General features: G+C 58.8%; 16 protein-coding genes. 10 read left to right on the forward strand and 6 right to left on the reverse strand.

Annotated features, from left to right (window positions below; genetic code table 11):
• Positions 1-60: 60 nt before the first annotated feature.
• Positions 61-624, forward strand: a complete 564-nt coding sequence (locus AA098_RS09330; protein WP_003248835.1) for a TetR/AcrR family transcriptional regulator — start codon at positions 61-63, stop codon at positions 622-624.
• Positions 621-1,598 (forward strand): DMT family transporter, encoded by a 978-nt coding sequence (locus AA098_RS09335; RefSeq protein WP_064614116.1) that lies wholly within the window; start codon positions 621-623, stop codon positions 1,596-1,598. Before AA098_RS09330 ends, AA098_RS09335 begins: the two co-directional genes overlap by 4 nt.
• Positions 1,599-1,673: 75 nt before the next feature.
• Here AA098_RS09335 and AA098_RS09340 read toward each other — a convergent pair whose 3' ends face one another.
• The 4 genes from AA098_RS09340 to AA098_RS09355 all read right to left on the reverse strand — a co-directional run bounded on the left by AA098_RS09340 (position 1,674) and on the right by AA098_RS09355 (position 5,543).
• Entirely contained in the window at positions 1,674-2,540 is an 867-nt protein-coding gene (locus AA098_RS09340) for an oxaloacetate decarboxylase (protein WP_004576750.1), read from the reverse strand.
• A gap of 132 nt (positions 2,541-2,672) precedes the next feature.
• Positions 2,673-3,281: a L(+)-tartrate dehydratase subunit beta gene (gene ttdB, locus AA098_RS09345; RefSeq protein WP_004576751.1), complete on the reverse strand. Its 609-nt coding sequence runs from the start codon at positions 3,279-3,281 to the stop codon at positions 2,673-2,675.
• A complete protein-coding gene (gene ttdA / locus AA098_RS09350) occupies positions 3,278-4,186 on the reverse strand; it encodes a L(+)-tartrate dehydratase subunit alpha (protein WP_004576752.1) in 909 nt (302 codons plus the stop codon). Before ttdA ends, ttdB begins: the two co-directional genes overlap by 4 nt.
• 10 nt (positions 4,187-4,196) lie before the next feature.
• The gene (locus AA098_RS09355; RefSeq protein ID WP_064614117.1) at positions 4,197-5,543 is read right to left on the reverse strand and encodes a dicarboxylate/amino acid:cation symporter; all 1,347 of its coding nucleotides are present in this window, start codon (positions 5,541-5,543) and stop codon (positions 4,197-4,199) included.
• Between the two features lie 186 nt (positions 5,544-5,729).
• On the opposite strand from AA098_RS09355, the gene AA098_RS09360 reads away from it, so the two are divergent.
• Together AA098_RS09360 and AA098_RS09365 are read left to right on the forward strand one after the other, a co-directional pair.
• A complete protein-coding gene (locus AA098_RS09360) occupies positions 5,730-6,656 on the forward strand; it encodes a LysR substrate-binding domain-containing protein (protein ID WP_004576754.1) in 927 nt (308 codons plus the stop codon).
• Positions 6,657-7,032: 376 nt separating this feature from the next.
• Positions 7,033-7,518 (forward strand): hypothetical protein, encoded by a 486-nt coding sequence (locus AA098_RS09365; protein WP_014859676.1) that lies wholly within the window; start codon positions 7,033-7,035, stop codon positions 7,516-7,518.
• A 94-nt stretch (positions 7,519-7,612) separates the two neighbouring features.
• On the opposite strand, the gene AA098_RS09370 is transcribed toward AA098_RS09365, so the two are convergent.
• Entirely contained in the window at positions 7,613-8,317 is a 705-nt protein-coding gene (locus tag AA098_RS09370) for an SDR family oxidoreductase (protein WP_064614118.1), read from the reverse strand.
• Positions 8,318-8,416: 99 nt separating this feature from the next.
• Positions 8,417-9,310 carry a LysR substrate-binding domain-containing protein gene (locus AA098_RS09375; RefSeq protein WP_054889209.1) on the reverse strand — a complete coding sequence of 298 codons (894 nt, stop codon included), beginning with the start codon at positions 9,308-9,310 and terminating at the stop codon, positions 8,417-8,419.
• Between the two features lie 213 nt (positions 9,311-9,523).
• Here AA098_RS09375 and AA098_RS09380 point away from each other — a divergent pair, with 213 nt between their 5' ends.
• The 6 genes from AA098_RS09380 to AA098_RS09405 all read left to right on the forward strand — a co-directional run bounded on the left by AA098_RS09380 (position 9,524) and on the right by AA098_RS09405 (position 15,120).
• Entirely contained in the window at positions 9,524-10,078 is a 555-nt protein-coding gene (locus AA098_RS09380; protein WP_004576758.1) for a helix-turn-helix domain-containing protein, read from the forward strand.
• 27 nt (positions 10,079-10,105) lie between these two features.
• Positions 10,106-11,452: a glutamine synthetase family protein gene (locus tag AA098_RS09385; protein WP_003248849.1), complete on the forward strand. Its 1,347-nt coding sequence runs from the start codon at positions 10,106-10,108 to the stop codon at positions 11,450-11,452.
• An 84-nt stretch (positions 11,453-11,536) separates the two neighbouring features.
• Positions 11,537-12,310: a gamma-glutamyl-gamma-aminobutyrate hydrolase family protein gene (locus AA098_RS09390; RefSeq protein WP_012053133.1), complete on the forward strand. Its 774-nt coding sequence runs from the start codon at positions 11,537-11,539 to the stop codon at positions 12,308-12,310.
• Positions 12,311-12,379: 69 nt separating this feature from the next.
• Positions 12,380-13,738 carry an aspartate aminotransferase family protein gene (locus AA098_RS09395; RefSeq protein WP_064614119.1) on the forward strand — a complete coding sequence of 453 codons (1,359 nt, stop codon included), beginning with the start codon at positions 12,380-12,382 and terminating at the stop codon, positions 13,736-13,738.
• 183 nt (positions 13,739-13,921) lie between these two features.
• A complete protein-coding gene (locus AA098_RS09400) occupies positions 13,922-14,476 on the forward strand; it encodes a helix-turn-helix domain-containing protein (RefSeq protein WP_003248854.1) in 555 nt (184 codons plus the stop codon).
• Positions 14,477-14,598: 122 nt separating this feature from the next.
• Complete coding sequence (locus tag AA098_RS09405) at positions 14,599-15,120, forward strand: ProQ/FinO family protein (RefSeq protein ID WP_064614120.1); 522 nt, start codon at positions 14,599-14,601, stop codon at positions 15,118-15,120.
• Positions 15,121-15,520 lie beyond the last annotated feature (400 nt).

The following is a 15,520-nucleotide window of genomic DNA, read 5'->3' on the forward strand; positions in this document are numbered from 1 at the left end:
GCGGCCTGAATCTTACCGGTCAGTATAGTCAGCTCCGTCCCTTTGCCGGAGTGCCTTGAATTGGACAATACCCGTGAGCGTTTGATTGATGCCGCGCTGAAGCTGTTTCTGTTGCAAGGTGTATACGTGACGGGGGTAACGGCCATTGCCGCGATGGCGGGTGTTACCAAAATGACGCTCTACAGCCATTTCCCCTCCAAGGATGCGCTGATAGTGGCGTGCCTTGAGGAGCGTGACCGACGCTGGCGTGAAGAGGTAGCGTGCACCTTGGCCAGGCATCCTGAGCCGGTCAGTGGCATGCTCGCTTTTTTCGATCTGTATGAACGCTTTCTTTTAAAAGATAGCGAGCGCGGGTGCCTGTTCGTCAACAGTGCGGCTGAATTCCCCCAGTTTAGCCACCCCGTGCATTTGGCAGTGAGCCGGCATAAGCAAGGGATACGCGAAAACCTTGCTGCCTTGGCCATGAGCGCCGGTATAAACGACCCCGACGCAGTTGCCCAAGGGCTGTTTATCTTGCTGGAGGGCAGTTTTGTCAGCGGCGCGATGGGCCAGGACATGCGGGTATTCGACACTGCCCGACAAATAGCTCATTGCTGGATCCAGAGGCAGGAGCAGGGCGTATGACCCTGGGCTTGTTAGCGGCCATTGCCGCCACCTTTTCCTGGTCACTGCTCTACATCTTTCCGGGGCTGGTCGGTGACTACAGCCTTTTTGACCTGGCGGTGGTGAGCTATGCCTTTGCCGGGTTAGGTAGCCTGCTGGTGCTGTTCGTTTACCGTAGCGCAGTGCGGCAATTGCGACTGATTGACTGGGCCTGTGCCGCACTGCTGGGCTTCTTGGGATACATTGGCTACTTCTTCCTGATCACCACTGCGGTCTTGGCAGCCGGGCCGGTGATCCCTCCGGTGATGATGGGGTCAGTACCGATCGTGCTTGCGATTGCCGGCAACCTGCGCAGTGCCAGCGTGCCCTGGCGCGCCATTGCCGGGCCACTGCTGGTGGCGGGTCTGGGCATCAGCCTGGTCAATCTGAGTGTGTTTGATGCTAGCCGTGCGGCGGCAGTGCTCCCAACCGCATCGTTACTGCTTGGGCTGCTTGCATCATTGCTGGCAATCGCATTCTGGACCGGTTTTGGTCTATTGAATGAAAGTGCTTTGGCTCGACGCCCAAGCATGTCTCCCATGTTGTGGTCAGCCATGTTGATCTTCATGTGCAGTGTCGAAATGCTGGCGTTCATCCCGGTTGGGCTGTACTTGAAACTGTCTCATTTCGCTAGCCATCCGAGCGGATTGGCAGGTACTCAGGCGCTGATCGTCTGTGGGCTGATTCAGGGGTTAGGGGCCACCCTTGCAGGTGCCTGGGCATGGTCAATCGCAACGCGGCGTCTACCGCTGGCGCTGAGCGGGCAATTGATCGCCAGCGGGACCATTTATGCAACTACGATGGGCCTGCTCATCAACCAACGCTGGCCGTCTCCTATGGAAGCGCTTGGAATAGGCATGTTGTTCGTAGGGGTGGTGTGGGCTATTCACGCCTTTTACCGCAAGCAAACACGCCTCCAGACACATGGCGGGATAACTGACCTTGGCCGACACTGATGGGACTGGTTTGCGATCATCCCTTGATTGATTCGTCGCCTGGATCGGAAAGGGGCGTTCAACAGTGCTGAGTTGTTACTTTGAGAAAAGCATGAACTCTGCTGCCCAGTCTTTATATTCGTTTTGCAAGCAATAGCCAGCAACGAGCGTTGAGGCCGATTTGTCAGCGTTAACCTGGCGACGGCGCTGTATGCGCAGGCTTTCATAGGTGGCCTGAACCGAGGCAAAGTATGCTTGATGGCCATCCACCACGATGCGCACGCCGAGTTCTGCCAGGCCAGGTGCATCCCGAAGCTCGCTGTTGCCATAGGTGATTAGCATCACTGGAAGGGTCAATCCATCGGCGATGGCGGCGAGTTCATGAACATCCTTCACACCAACGAGGCACACCGCATCGGCACCCGATCGCTCGAACTCCCTGGTTCTACGGATAACGTCCTGTAGCGGCTGCACACCAGCGTGGGTTCTGGCGATGATGGCGAGTGAGCTATCAATCCTTGCTTCTTGCGCCGCGCGCAGTTTACCGGTGGCTTCTTCGGTGCTGATCAGCTCCAGGGCACCGCTGCCAAATCGGGCAGGCAGGAGGGTATCTTCGATGGTGAGTGCTGCAACCCCAGCCCGTTCTAGCTCGACAACTGTCCTCATGGCGTTAAGGGCGTTGCCATATCCATGATCAGCGTCAGCAATTATCGGAAGGCTAGCCACGCGGCCAATTCGGGTGGCCTGTTCGGCGAATTCACTAAGGGTGATTAAAGCGATGTCAGGAGCACCCAACACTTGCAGGGAGGCAACAGAGCCGCCCAGTATGCCAACTTCGAAGCCGAGATCCGAAGCGATGCGTGCGGATAAAGGGTCAAAAACCGAAGCGGTACTCAGGCAAGCGTGACCGTTGAGAAGAACACGGAAGTCATTTCGCAATTGATGATGACTGCGGTTGTGCATGGCTGTCTCTGGGCGTATTTGGGATGTATGACGCGTCGCGTTCCACTACTTTGGACGTTCAGCGAGTACGTTGAGAGGGCAGGGGATGGCGGTGTTGGGCGGTGGAGTTGATCACCTTCACCGCCCATTCGCTTATTTGATGAACCGTACTTGGCTATTGATCTTCTCGATCACCGCGCCTTTGCGTTCATTGAACCGGGCTTTGTTCTGCTCGAACAGGTTATTGCCCTTGGTGTCGATAGAAATGATCAGCGGGCCGAACTCTCGTACACGGTTGACCCATAGCGTTTCCGGCATGCCCAAGTCCTGCCATTCGGCGCGTTCGATCTCTTCCACCTGGGTCGCTGCCAAGACTGCACAGCCGCCTGGAAACACTGCATGCACCGCCTTGTTCTCAAGGCAGCCCGTGGTGGTCTCCGGGCCCATGCCGCCTTTGCCGACGATCAGCTTTACCCCAGTTTGCTCAATGAACTGTTTCTCGAACTTTTCCATGCGCATGCTAGTCGTCGGGCCGATCGACACCATTTCAAAGCTGCCATCGTCCTTTCTCTTGACGATGGGGCCTGCGTGAAAGATCGCGCCGCCGCGAAGATTTACAGGAAGCTCCCGGCCTAACTCGATAAGCCGGCGATGTGCAACGTCTCGGCAAGTCACCAACTGGCCAGTGAGGTAAACCACGTCGCCAACGTTCAGGCTTGCCAAATCTTCGTCACTTATTGGAGTGGTCAGGATCTTTTTCACAGTACTACGCCTTCATGGGAGAGGATGTCATAAGTGAGGTCGGCATTGATGCGGATCTTGCCGCGGCGGTGCGCCCAGCAACCTGTCGATACCGCGACGCCGATGGTCGAGGGGTGTCGGGCCGACGATTCAATGTTCACGCCCATCACGCTGCTGTTGCCCGTCAAACCCTGGGGGCCAATGCCGATTTCGTTCAGGCCTTCCTCCAGCAGCTTCTCCATCATCGCTGCACTTTCGTTGGGATGGCTGGAATCCACTTCGCGCAGGATGGCCTTTTTCGAAAGGCGTGCCGCGGTCTCGACCGAGGTCGATACACCCACGCCTACCAGCAAAGGCGGGCAAGCGTTGACACCGCGGGAGGTGATGACATCGAAGACGAACTCTGTGACCCCTTCGTAGCCTTGCCCTGGCATCAGCACCTTGGCCGAGCCCGGCAACGTACAGCCACCACCCGCCATGTACACATCGACAATGGCGTAGTCGGCATCGGGGATGATTTCCCAGTCCAGCCACGGGATCTTCGAGCCGGTGTTGGTGCCGGTGTTCTTTTCGATGAAGGTTTCAACTGCGTTGTGGCGTAGCGGGCCCTTGATGGTCGCCTCCTTGGTGGCGTTCTCGAGGATGCCCTCCATTTCGCCCAGCAGCGGGAAGCGTGCACCGGCGGAAATGAAATACTGGATCACACCGGTATCCTGACAGCTGGGGCGGTTCAGCTTGTCAGCGTAATCCTGGTTGTCGGCCATCGAGTCGTAGACGGCGATGGCCAGCGGGTTGGTTTCCGCTGCGCGCAGCTTGGCGGTCTTTTCTTTTACATCCTTGGGCAGGCGCTTGCCGATGTAGGCGGTGAACTTCGCCAAGACGTCGGTCAGCGATTCCACAGCGGCTTCTTTGTCTACGGTTTCCATGTTTACTTCCTCAGTGCATCACAAGGTTTTTTGGGTCAGAGTCAATGGCAGGCTTGGTAGCCGAAGGCAGTGATTCGCTTTTTTCTGGCTCGCCCACCACTTGGCCATCCAAGACCTGATTCATCCTGGTGCTATCGAGGGCGCCGACCCATTTGGCGATGGCCATGGTGCCCACGGCGTTGCCGATGGTGTTGGTAATGGCGCGAGCCTCAGACATGAAGCGGTCTACGCCAAGAAGCAGAACCATGCCGGCTACAGGGATGTTGTCCATGGTGGCCAGGGTTGCGGCCAGGGTGATGAAGCCCGAACCCGTGACGCCTGCAGAACCTTTGGATGTGAGCAGGAGCACGCCCAGGACGATCAGCTGGTCCATGAGGGTCAGTGGGGTATTGGTTGCCTGCGCGATGAATATCGCCGCCATTGTGTAGTAGATGCATTGGCCGTCAGGGTTGAAAGTCAGCCCCGAAGGAATGACCAGGCCTACTACCGGTTTCGAGACGCCGACCTTCTCCAGTTTGTTCATCATTTGTGGCACAACAGACTCCGATGAGCTGGTGCCCAATACGGTGAACAGCTCCTCCCGCAGGTACTTGAGGAACTTCCACAAGCTGAACCCAGACATCCGAGCGATTGAGCCGAGAACGATCACCACGAACAGGAAGCAGGTCACGTACATAGTTGCCATCAGCTTGCCCAGCGAAACGATGGAGCCCAGGCCATATTTGCCGACGGTGAAAGCCATGGCGCCACAGGCTGCCAGCGGAGCAATGCGCATCACCATGCCGACGATGTAGAACATGCCGTGAGAAAACGACTCGAGCACATCGACTACGGGCTTGCCGCGTTCTCCTAGATTGGCCAGCGCAATGCCGAGTAAGGTCGAGAACAGCAGAATCTGCAGGATTTCGTTCTTGGCAAAGGCATCCACTACGCTGCCGGGGATTACATGCAACAAGAAGTCGGTGAAGCCGCCCGATCCGCTAACGGCAGCAGCGGTGTAGGTAGAGATGGCATTGCTATCCAGGGTGGCAGGGTCGATGTTCATGCCTTGGCCAGGTTGCACCAGGTTCACAACGATCAGGCCCAGCACCAATGCGAAAGAGGAGAGAACCTCGAAGTAGATCAGGGCCCGGGCACCGACACGGCCGAGCTCCTTCATGTTTTCCATTTTGGCGATGCCGAGAACCACGGTTGCAAAGATGATCGGTGCAAAAACCATCTTGATCAGTTTGATGAAGGCATCACCCAGTGGCTTCATGTCTGCGCCGACCTCCGGCCAGAGCACGCCTAGCAGTACCCCAATTGAGACGCCAATCAGTACCTGCACATACAGCTTACTTATCCATCGTTTGGCCATTGCCGTCTCCGAATTATTGTTGTGAGTCGGATTTATGTGGCGACTGGGCTAAGCGGCAGACAGGCAAGACCGGCAAAGCTAAATAGCCCAGCGTTTTTGTGGTTAATCAGGCAGGCCTAAGGTAATGGTTTTTTCTGAGTGGTGTAATAGACTCAGATTTAAGACATTATTTCCTTGAGGTTAATTATGAATCCTGTGTCGGAACTTGCTTTTTTCAGCCAGTTGGTGGCGGCTGGCAGCCTGGCAGCGACAGCCCGTGAGCTGAACCTCACTCCCCCCGCTGTAACCAAGCGGCTTGCGCAATTGGAGAAGCGTCTTGGCGTTCGTTTGTTGAACCGAACGACGCGCAGCATCAGCCTCACGGCCGAAGGTGAGACGTACCTGATCAATGCAAAACGCATTCTCGGCGAGATCGAGGAGATGGAGCGGCAGGTATCCAGCAGCAGGGCCGAGCCAAAGGGTTTGTTGCGCGTGAATGCACCGCTGGGCTTCGGCCGCACCCATGTAGGGCCAGCCATCTCACTCTTCGCCAAGCGCTATCCAGAGGTTGAAGTTCAGCTTCACCTGACGGACCGGCCTATCCATCTCCCTGATGACGCAATTGACGTGGCGATCCGTTTTGGTGAACTGCCTGATTCAAGGCTCATTGCCAGGAAAATAGCGGTTAATCGCCGACGTTTGTGTGCAAGCCCTGAGTACTTACGTACCCACGGAACTCCTGAGACGGCAAAAGACCTGGTCCGGCACAACTGTATCGTGTTGCGTCAAAATGAATCCGCATTCGGGATATGGCGTATGTCTAAAGGCAAACAGTTCGACGCCATCAAGGTCCACGGGAGCTTGAGTACTAACGATGGAGAGGTAGCGTTGACTTGGGCGCTGGACGGGCATGGGATATTGATGCGAGCGGAATGGAACCTGGCCGGTTATCTACGTACAGGTCAGCTTGTGGAAGTCTTGAACGATTATGAGACCGAGCCGGCAGACATTTACGCTGTCTATTTAGAACGCCTGAATTTATCTGCGAAAGTCGCTTATTTTGTTGATCATTTACGAGAGTTTTTCAAAAGCAAAGCTGAGAACCCTACTGGCGGTCTTGATGCGTGGAAATGACGCTGGCGAAGCCGCATCGGCTTGGTTGAGTTACGCCTGATGATGCGCATGAGGTCTTCTTGGCGATCCTCCCGCGTTAAAAAATGAAGCCAGGGGCGAGCATGAACGGCAGAAGGTTGGGCCGTTCCACGCGAAGAGGCGGTTTGGATTGCCATCGGCGCCGCCGGCACAACCCTTGTCGACACACAGTGTTTGGGTGATGGCGCATTATTTAACTTTGCGCCGGTAGCCCATGAATGCTTGCGCGCGCCCCTCACGACTTGCTTAGGTGTCAGCGACACCTTTCAACGTGCACCAGTTTGCGTCCTTAATCGAGACCTATACTGAACAGCAACGTTCCATTCCCTGCCCGCCATTCCCTATAAGGATCTGAACCATGACAGCATCCAAACTCGTCGCCCTGGCTTTGGCGGGTGTTCTTTTTCCTGCTCTAACCCTTGCCCAGCAGGCCTCCAGCGCCGCCGAGCCGACTCAACAGTCGATGAACATTGAGCAATTTGATCAGGAGATGGCGAAGGCTCAAGAAAACCTGAAAAAAATGCAGGATCAAATGAGCCTGATCCACAAAACTACCGATCCAGTCCAGCGCCAGAAACTCATGCAAGATCACCAGGCCATGATGCAGCAAGGAATGCTCATGATGAAGGGAATGATGGGGTGCTGCGGCGGCATGATGGGCGGTCGCATGATGGGGAGCGGCCACATGATGGGCTGGGGGCAGATGAGCAGCCATTACGCCGGAATGACGCCTGAGCAGATGAAGCAGCACCAATACATGATGGACAGATACATGGGAATGCAACAGATGATGATGGATCAGATGATGCAGCATCAGCAGCAGATGGGCACGCCGTCTCGCTAACCTAATACCCGCCACCGGCCAGCAAGGGTGACGCTGACCGATAGCTTCGAAGGAGGTGGGGGTCGCCGTTGCGTATGCTGCGGCCAACGGGCAATCAAACGCTACGTGTCACGCCGCCATCGACCTTGATGTTCTGCCCGGTGATGTAGGCAGCGCCTTCGCTGGCAAGAAACGCGATGGTGGCGGCGATTTCCTCGCAGGTGCCATAGCGTTTGAGCGGCACGCTGTCGCGGCGCTGTTCGGTGGCTGGCAGGCTGTCGATCCAGCCGGGGAGGACGTTGTTGATCCTCACGTTGTCCCCGGCGAATTGGTCGGCGAAGATTTTGGTGAATGCGGCCAGGCCCGAACGGAACACTGCAGACGTCGGGAACAGCTCACTCGGCTCGAACGCCCAGGCGGTGGAAATGTTGATGATCACCCCCCCTTTCTGGCGCTGCATGTAGGGCGTCACCAGGCGAGTCGGGCGAATGACATTGAGCAGATAGGTGTCCATGCCCTTGTGCCAGTCTTCGTCGCTGATTTCCAGAATTGGCGCGCGCGGACCATGGCCGGCGCTATTGACCAGCACGTCGATGCGCCCCCACTTCTCCACCACGGCATCGACCAGGTGTTTCAGGTCCTCAATCGACTGGTTGCTACCTGTTACGCCAATACCACCAAGCTCGGCAGCCAGTGCTTCGCCCTTGCCCGAGGAGGACAGGATGGCAACCTTGAACCCGTCAGCGGCCAGGCGCCGTGCCGCTGCCGCGCCCATACCACTGCCACCTGCTGTGATGATCGCAACTTTTTCTACTGACATGCTGCCTCCGGAACGTTAATGGCCTAATGCTTAGGTGCACTAAAATTAGCAGCAGTCGTGGCCGCGAGGGAGACAGCTAAACTTCACCAAGGCAGTAGATTAACTATTGCCTGCCTGTTGCTTGAACCAGCGCTGGACAATGCCTAGCGACTCCGGCTGCTGCAACTTTCGTGGCCACACCAGGTAGAACGACTTATCGAGCCTGAGTTGCTGAGCGAAGACCTGGGTCAGCCTGCCCGCGACGAGGTCATCACTGACGAACGCCAGGCTTGCCAACGCAATACCCTGACCACTGATGGCCGCATCGATGGCCAATGAAGTCTGGTTGAACCGCAGGTTTTTGGCAGTCGCTTGCCCGTGTTGCGGGAACAGTTGTGCAAGGAACCGAGGCCAGAAATCATGGGCATCGTGAAGCAGGGTGAACGCTTGAAGCTGCTCGAAGCTGGTGGGGACTTTGCTGGCTTCGAACAACCTTGGGCTGGCCACGGCGACGATATGCTGTTCCATCAACAGTTCGCTGTTCAAACCCGCGCCGATGTCGGGCTTGCCATAGCGGACTGCGAGATCCACGCCGTCGGTATTGAAGTGGGACAGCCGATCTGTGGCCAGTACACGTAAATCAATGTCCGGATGGCTGTGCGCAAAGCGGCCCAGCCGGGGAATGAGCCATTTGGAGGCAAAGGTCGGTGTCACGCTGACCGTCAGATGAGACGCTTGTGGCCGCAGCAGGCGGGTTGCCTCATCGATCATCGCCAAGGCGTTGCGAATGCTGCCGCTGTAGCCCAGCCCCGCATCGGTCAGTGCCAGGCCCCGGGGCAGGCGCTCGAACAAACGAAGGTTCAGGCTCGCTTCCAGCCCGCGTATCTGTTGTGCAACTGCCGCCTGGGTCACCCCCAGCTCGTCGGCGGCCAGGCGAAAGTTCAGGTGGCGGGCAACCACTTCGAACACACGTAGCGCATTGAGTGAGGGCAAATCAGGGAAACCGTTTGGCATGGCGATGGACAGGGTCGGGCTGGAGGATTCACCCACGAGGCTACTCGCCGAGCGCCTGTAAAGAAACCCGCGCCACCGCAGGCAATCCGCCACGCTGCGCAGCAAGCCCTCTGTTGGCGGCTGCACATTTTCATTGTTCAGCTTGACGCGTGAAATTTTTCATGTAAATTTTCATGAAAAATAAGTCTAAAAATTTCACGGCAGTCCGAAACGATGAAGAGACACGAAGAGGTTGAAGCCCTCGCGATCCTTATTCACGACCTGCGCAAATTCAAGAACCTGACCTTGGGTGAACTGGCCGAGCGCATCAACCGCTCGGTGGGTTTCCTCTCCCAGGTCGAACGCGGCGTTTCGCGCCCGACCGTGGCAGACCTCACCGCTATCAGCGAAGCGCTCGGCGTATCAACCGCGTACTTCTACAACCTGAGCAAGCCCCGCAGCATTGGCTGGGTCACGCGCCCCCACGAGCGGCGCACGTTGTACCTGGAGTCGGGCATCACCGACGTGCTGGCTTCGCCGACCATCGCAGGCGCTTTCTCCATGCTCGACAGCCTTCTAGAGCCGGGCGCCACCAGTGGGGAGGCGTACTTGAGCGACCGTTCCGAGCAGGGCTGTTTCGTGCTCGAGGGCGAACTCACGGTGTGGCTGGACCAGGGCGATGCCGTGACCCTGCAAGCCAACGACTGCTTCCAGCTGCAACCCCATGCGCCGTTCCGTTACGCCAACCTGACGGACAGAACCACCCGTGTGCTCTGGGTCTTCAATTGAATTCGTTCACCTCACAAGGATAAGAAGATGAGTGTCATCTTTCCGGACCTGCTGGCTGAAGTGCGCTCGTTCCGAGCAGAACACCCGGCAATTCGCTATGTCGACCTGATTGCGCTGGACATCCCCGGGCACTTCTACGGCAAGCGCTACCCCATGGACATGCTGGAAAAAGTCGCAGCCGGTGCGCCACTGAAGCTGCCGCAGAACTGCGTGCTGCTGGGGACCCAGGGCGGCCTTTACCCGATTGGTGACTATTGCTTCGCCGACGGCGACCCGGATGCCGCCCGGCGCCTGGTGCCGGGTACGCTGAAGCCGGTGCGTTGGGAGAAGGAAGTGATCGCCCAGATGCTGATCACGTCCGACGGCACCGCAAAGCCGATCGAATTCGAGCCCCGTGAAGTGCTGGCGCGTGTGCTTCAGCGTCTGGCCAAGCGTGGCATCCGCCCGGTGGTGGCGTTCGAACTGGAGTTCTACCTGTTCGACCGCAAGCTTGATAACGGCCTGCCGCAGTACCCACGTGACACGGCAACCGAGGATGAAGACGATCAGCCAAACATGCACATCGAGCGGTTGTCGCGCTTCTCGTCGGTCCTGCACGAGATGGTCGATGGCGCCAACGAGCAGGGCGTGCCGGCGAACGTCATCACCGCAGAGCTGGGCCCAGGCCAGTTCGAGATCAACTTCTCGCACAGCGACGATGCCCTCAGTGCGGCGGACTGGTCGGCACTGTTCTGCCGCAGTACCCGCGGTATCGCGATGAAGCACGGCTACCGTGCCAGCTTCATGAGCAAGCCCTACCTGGACGCGCCAGGCAGCGGCATGCATGTGCACGTCAGCCTGTACGACGCCGCCGGCAATAACATCCTGGCGGGAAGTGAACAGCGCAAGCTGCGCCATGCGGTGGCAGGCTGCCTGGAGCTGCTGCCGCACTGCATGCCGATCTTTGCCCCCAACCACAATGCCTACCGACGTTATGGCGCCATGGTCAACGCGGCGAGCAAGGCCAGCTGGGGTTTCGAAGACCGTGACGCGTGCATCCGCATCCCCGAGTCCGACCCGCGCAACCTGCGCATCGAGCACCGCCTCGCTGGCGCCGACGCCAACCCGTATCTGGTACTGGCGGCCATTTTGACCGGGATGGAGCATGGTCTGGATCGTGGCGTGGAGCCCATCGCCCCGCTGAACGACAACCGCCAGAGCGGCATCGACTTCCCCAAGGATGCCCTCAGCGCCTTGGCCGCCATGCGTCACCACCCGGTGGTCAACGAAGGCCTGGGCAGCGAGTTCGTGATGGTCTATTGCGAAAACAAATACCAGGAGCAACTGGACTTCATGCACCACATCGATGCCCGCGAATACCGCTGGTTCCTGTAGGTGCCGAGGTTGGAACAGCGACGCTGCACCCTCCCTTTCTACCGTTTCAATACAACGCGCAATATGGATTTGCCGGAGGAAGATATGCCACGTGTGCCCGTGATCGGCATTACCGCATGCACCAGCATGATTGAGCTGCATGCAACCCAGACCATCAGCGAGAAGTACGCGCGCGCGGCAGCCAAGGCGGCGTGTGGGCTGCCCATCGTCATTCCCAGCCTCGGTGAGTTGATGGACAGCGCCGATATTCTTGACGTGGTGGATGGGCTGATCTTCACCGGTTCGCCGTCCAACATCGAGCCGTACCACTACAACGGCCCGGCCAGTGCTGCGGGCACCCATCACGACCCTCTGCGCGATGCCACCACGTTGCCGCTGATGCGCGCCGCCATCGCCGCCGGTGTACCGGTACTCGGCATTTGCCGTGGCTTCCAGGAAATGAACGTGGCGCTGGGTGGCACCCTGCACCAGAAGGTCCACGAGACCGGCATGTTCATGGACCACCGCGAAGGCAAGGATGAGCCCCTCGACAAGCAATATGGGCCGCGCCACACCCTGCATGTAGAGCCTGGCGGCATGCTCGACCGTATGGGCTTGCCGGCAATATTCGACGTCAATTCCATCCACGGCCAAGGCATCGACGTACTGGCCCCCGGGCTGAGGGTGGAAGCGCTGGCGCCCGATGGCCTGGTGGAAGCGATTTCGGTCGAGAACAGCAAGGGTTTTGCCCTGGGTGTGCAATGGCACCCCGAGTTCCAGGTCATGGATAACCCCCATTACCTGGCCATCTTCCAGTCCTTTGGCAAGGCCTGCCGGCACCGCTCGGTACTGCGCCAGAGGCTGTTGCTGTCTGCCTGAGCAGCGGCCTTTCCCACCTGTAAAAAATACCCTCGCAGCGCGGCTGCGCAACTTGATGGAGTGAAGTCAATGAGTGAACAGAATTCGCAGACCCTTGCCTGGCAAACCATGAGCCGCGACCATCACCTGGCCCCGTTCAGCGATGTCAGGCAACTGGCCGAGAAAGGCCCGCGCATCATCACCTCGGCCAAGGGCGTGTACCTGTGGGACAGCGAGGGCAACAAGATTCTCGATGGCATGGCCGGCCTGTGGTGCGTGGCGGTCGGCTATGGTCGCGATGAGCTGGCCGATGTCGCCAGCCAGCAGATGAAGCAGTTGCCTTACTACAACCTGTTCTTCCAGACCGCGCACCCGCCCGCGCTGGAGCTGGCCAAGGCGATCGCCGAGGTGGCCCCGCAAGGCATGAACCACGTGTTCTTCACCGGCTCCGGCTCCGAAGGCAACGATACCGTGCTGCGCATGGTCCGCCATTACTGGGCTCTGAAGGGCCAGAAGAACAAGAAGGTCATCATTGGCCGCATCAACGGCTACCACGGCTCTACCGTGGCGGGCGCGGCCTTGGGCGGCATGAGTGGCATGCACCAGCAGGGCGGGGTGATTCCGGATGTCGTGCACATCCCGCAGCCGTACTGGTTTGGCGAAGGCGGCGACATGAGCGAGGCCGACTTCGGTGTGTGGGCGGCCGAGCAACTGGAGAAGAAGATCCTCGAAGTTGGCGTGGACAACGTCGCCGCCTTCATCGCCGAGCCGATCCAGGGCGCCGGTGGCGTGATCATTCCGCCGCAGACCTATTGGCCGAAGATCAAGGAAATCCTGGCCAGGTACGACATCCTCTTCGTCGCCGACGAAGTGATCTGCGGGTTCGGCCGTACCGGTGAGTGGTTCGGCACCGATTATTACGACCTCAAGCCTGACCTGATGACCATCGCCAAGGGCCTGACCTCCGGTTACATCCCCATGGGCGGGGTGATCGTGCGTGACGAGGTGGCCAAGGTGATCAGCGAAGGCGGCGACTTCAACCACGGCTTCACCTATTCCGGCCACCCGGTGGCGGCAGCGGTAGGCCTGGAGAACCTGCGGATCCTGCGTGACGAGCAGATCATCCAGCAGGTGCACGATAAAACCGCGCCTTATCTGCAACAACGCCTGCGCGAACTGGCCGACCACCCGCTGGTAGGCGAAGTGCGCGGCCTGGGCATGCTCGGTGCGATCGAGTTGGTGAAAGACAAGGCCACCCGGGCCCGTTATGAAGGCAAAGGTGTCGGCATGATCTGTCGCCAGCACTGCTTCGACAACGGCCTGATCATGCGCGCTGTAGGCGACACCATGATCATCGCCCCACCGCTGGTGATCAGTATCGAAGAGATCGACGAACTGGTGGAGAAAGCCCGCAAGTGCCTGGACCTGACCTATGAGGCTGTTCGGTAAGGACGGAGGGCCTGGTTAGCTGTTCTCAGCACCTGTGAGATCGAGCGCCGCCTGCGCGGTGCTCGATCGGTGCCGCAATCGTACATTTCACGTCAGGCACCTTCCGCAAAGCATTTTGCTTTGTGAAATGAATCCTGTACTTTTCTGGGCATCCATTTCCCGTCTGAAAGTCGCGATTCAACCATGAAAGTGCACGAAGAAATCGAAGGCCTGGCAGTACTGATTCGCGACCTGCGCAAGTTCAAGGGCCTGACACTGGGCGAGCTGGCACAGCGCATCGGCCGTTCGGTGGGCTTTCTGTCCCAGGTCGAACGCGGCGTGTCACGCCCGACCGTGGCCGATCTCACAGCCATCAGCGAAGAGCTCGGTGTATCCACAGCCTACTTCTACAAGCTGGACAAACCCCGTGAGCTCGACTGGGTGACCCGCCCGCACGAGCGTCGCACGCTGCACCTGGCAGGTGGCATCACCGATGTGCTGGCATCGCCCTCCATAACGGGCGCGTTTTCCATGCTGGATAGCCATTTGCAGCCGGGGGCCAGCAGTGGCGAGGAGTACCTGGACGACAGCTCGGAGCAGGGCTGCTTCGTGCTCGAAGGCGAACTGACCGTATGGTTGGGCGATGCTGACCCGGTCACGCTGTACGCCAATGACAGTTTTCAGTTGCAACCCCACGCCCGTTTTCGGTATGCCAACCTGACCGACAAGCCCACACGCGTGCTTTGGGTGTTCAGCTGAGGGCCGTCGCACAGGCATGCGCTTGTGCCTGGGCTGGCCGGGAAAGTTGGCCCGCAAGCAATGTGCTGGCTGCATGGGGTATCCTTGCACCACGCAATCAACTTCGAAGCAGTGAATGAACAATGGGTTTTGAACAACTAGCTGAGCTACGAGACCGCCTGCGGGCGGAAAAAGGGCAGGTAAAGGCCGAGAGCGCGAAACCGCCCAAGCGCAAGTCGCCCCCGCAGGCGAAGCCGCGTGAGATGGACCCGGCGGTGGCAGCGATCTGGCCACTGCAGAAGCATTTTCCCTTGGCTTTCCCGGTCAACCCGGCCCCCAAGGTGCCGCTCAAGGAGGGCATTTTCAAGGATGCCGAGCAACACCTGGAGCTGCTTGGGTTAACCCGTGAACAGCTCAAGCTGGGCATTTCCACGTGGTGCCGGGGCGCTCGATACTGGGCGAGCATGGTGGAGAATGCTCCGCGCCTTGACTTGAACGGTCAGGCCGCGGGTACTGTGACCGCCGCTCAGGCGCTGCATGCCAAGCAGCAGGCTGCGCGGCAACGCAGCCAGGATCGACGCAATCGTGCGAAGTCAAAGGCCCAGGTCCAGGCCCAGGCTCCGGCCCCCGCCGCCGACACCGCAACGGTGCAGTCTACCGACTGAACTCAGTCGCGTTCTGCCCCGTCGCCATGCTGGATGGCAGCCCATTGCCGGGGCTGCCGTCTGGCAGGCCCGGCAATGGACCAGGTTCGGTTTCGAGGGCCTGGTGCATGCAACGATGGTTTCAAGACCCACCTGATCGGCAAGCCGTGGCAGATGATGCCGGGGCGTAACCACGTTCGTCGGTTTCAGAATGCGCCTGGTCGCTCGCATGCAACCCCTCGGCGCTACAAGTGCCATGCTAGCAGGATGCCCAAGGGTCAGTGCGCGCAGACGTGCGGCCGTGGGCGAGGAGGCCGCCAGTACCACGCAACTGTGACGTGGGCGGTGCGCCGCAGCAGAACACGCCGGAAACCTGCCCCTTAAAAAAAATCAGGCAGGGTCCGTGATGCCGAGGTCCGCT

Origin of the sequence: Pseudomonas sp. JY-Q (genome assembly GCF_001655295.1) — a bacterium.
Classification (GTDB): Bacteria; Pseudomonadota; Gammaproteobacteria; order Pseudomonadales; family Pseudomonadaceae; genus Aquipseudomonas; species Aquipseudomonas alloputida.

Bases quoted from the DNA above. Each gene is read 5' to 3' on its own strand.
- AA098_RS09340 (WP_004576750.1), bottom strand. From the start codon at position 2,540: ATGCACAACCGCAGTCATCATCAATTGCGAAATGACTTCCGTGTTCTT.
- AA098_RS09385 (WP_003248849.1), top strand. From the start codon at position 10,106: ATGAGTGTCATCTTTCCGGACCTGCTGGCTGAAGTGCGCTCGTTCCGA.
- AA098_RS09370 (WP_064614118.1), bottom strand. From the start codon at position 8,317: ATGTCAGTAGAAAAAGTTGCGATCATCACAGCAGGTGGCAGTGGTATG.
- AA098_RS09335 (WP_064614116.1), top strand. From the start codon at position 621: ATGACCCTGGGCTTGTTAGCGGCCATTGCCGCCACCTTTTCCTGGTCA.
- AA098_RS09380 (WP_004576758.1), top strand. From the start codon at position 9,524: ATGAAGAGACACGAAGAGGTTGAAGCCCTCGCGATCCTTATTCACGAC.
- AA098_RS09395 (WP_064614119.1), top strand. From the start codon at position 12,380: ATGAGTGAACAGAATTCGCAGACCCTTGCCTGGCAAACCATGAGCCGC.
- AA098_RS09360 (WP_004576754.1), top strand. From the start codon at position 5,730: ATGAATCCTGTGTCGGAACTTGCTTTTTTCAGCCAGTTGGTGGCGGCT.
- AA098_RS09405 (WP_064614120.1), top strand. From the start codon at position 14,599: ATGGGTTTTGAACAACTAGCTGAGCTACGAGACCGCCTGCGGGCGGAA.
- AA098_RS09390 (WP_012053133.1), top strand. From the start codon at position 11,537: ATGCCACGTGTGCCCGTGATCGGCATTACCGCATGCACCAGCATGATT.
- AA098_RS09365 (WP_014859676.1), top strand. From the start codon at position 7,033: ATGACAGCATCCAAACTCGTCGCCCTGGCTTTGGCGGGTGTTCTTTTT.
- AA098_RS09355 (WP_064614117.1), bottom strand. From the start codon at position 5,543: ATGGCCAAACGATGGATAAGTAAGCTGTATGTGCAGGTACTGATTGGC.
- AA098_RS09400 (WP_003248854.1), top strand. From the start codon at position 13,922: ATGAAAGTGCACGAAGAAATCGAAGGCCTGGCAGTACTGATTCGCGAC.
- AA098_RS09375 (WP_054889209.1), bottom strand. From the start codon at position 9,310: ATGCCAAACGGTTTCCCTGATTTGCCCTCACTCAATGCGCTACGTGTG.
- ttdA (WP_004576752.1), bottom strand. From the start codon at position 4,186: ATGGAAACCGTAGACAAAGAAGCCGCTGTGGAATCGCTGACCGACGTC.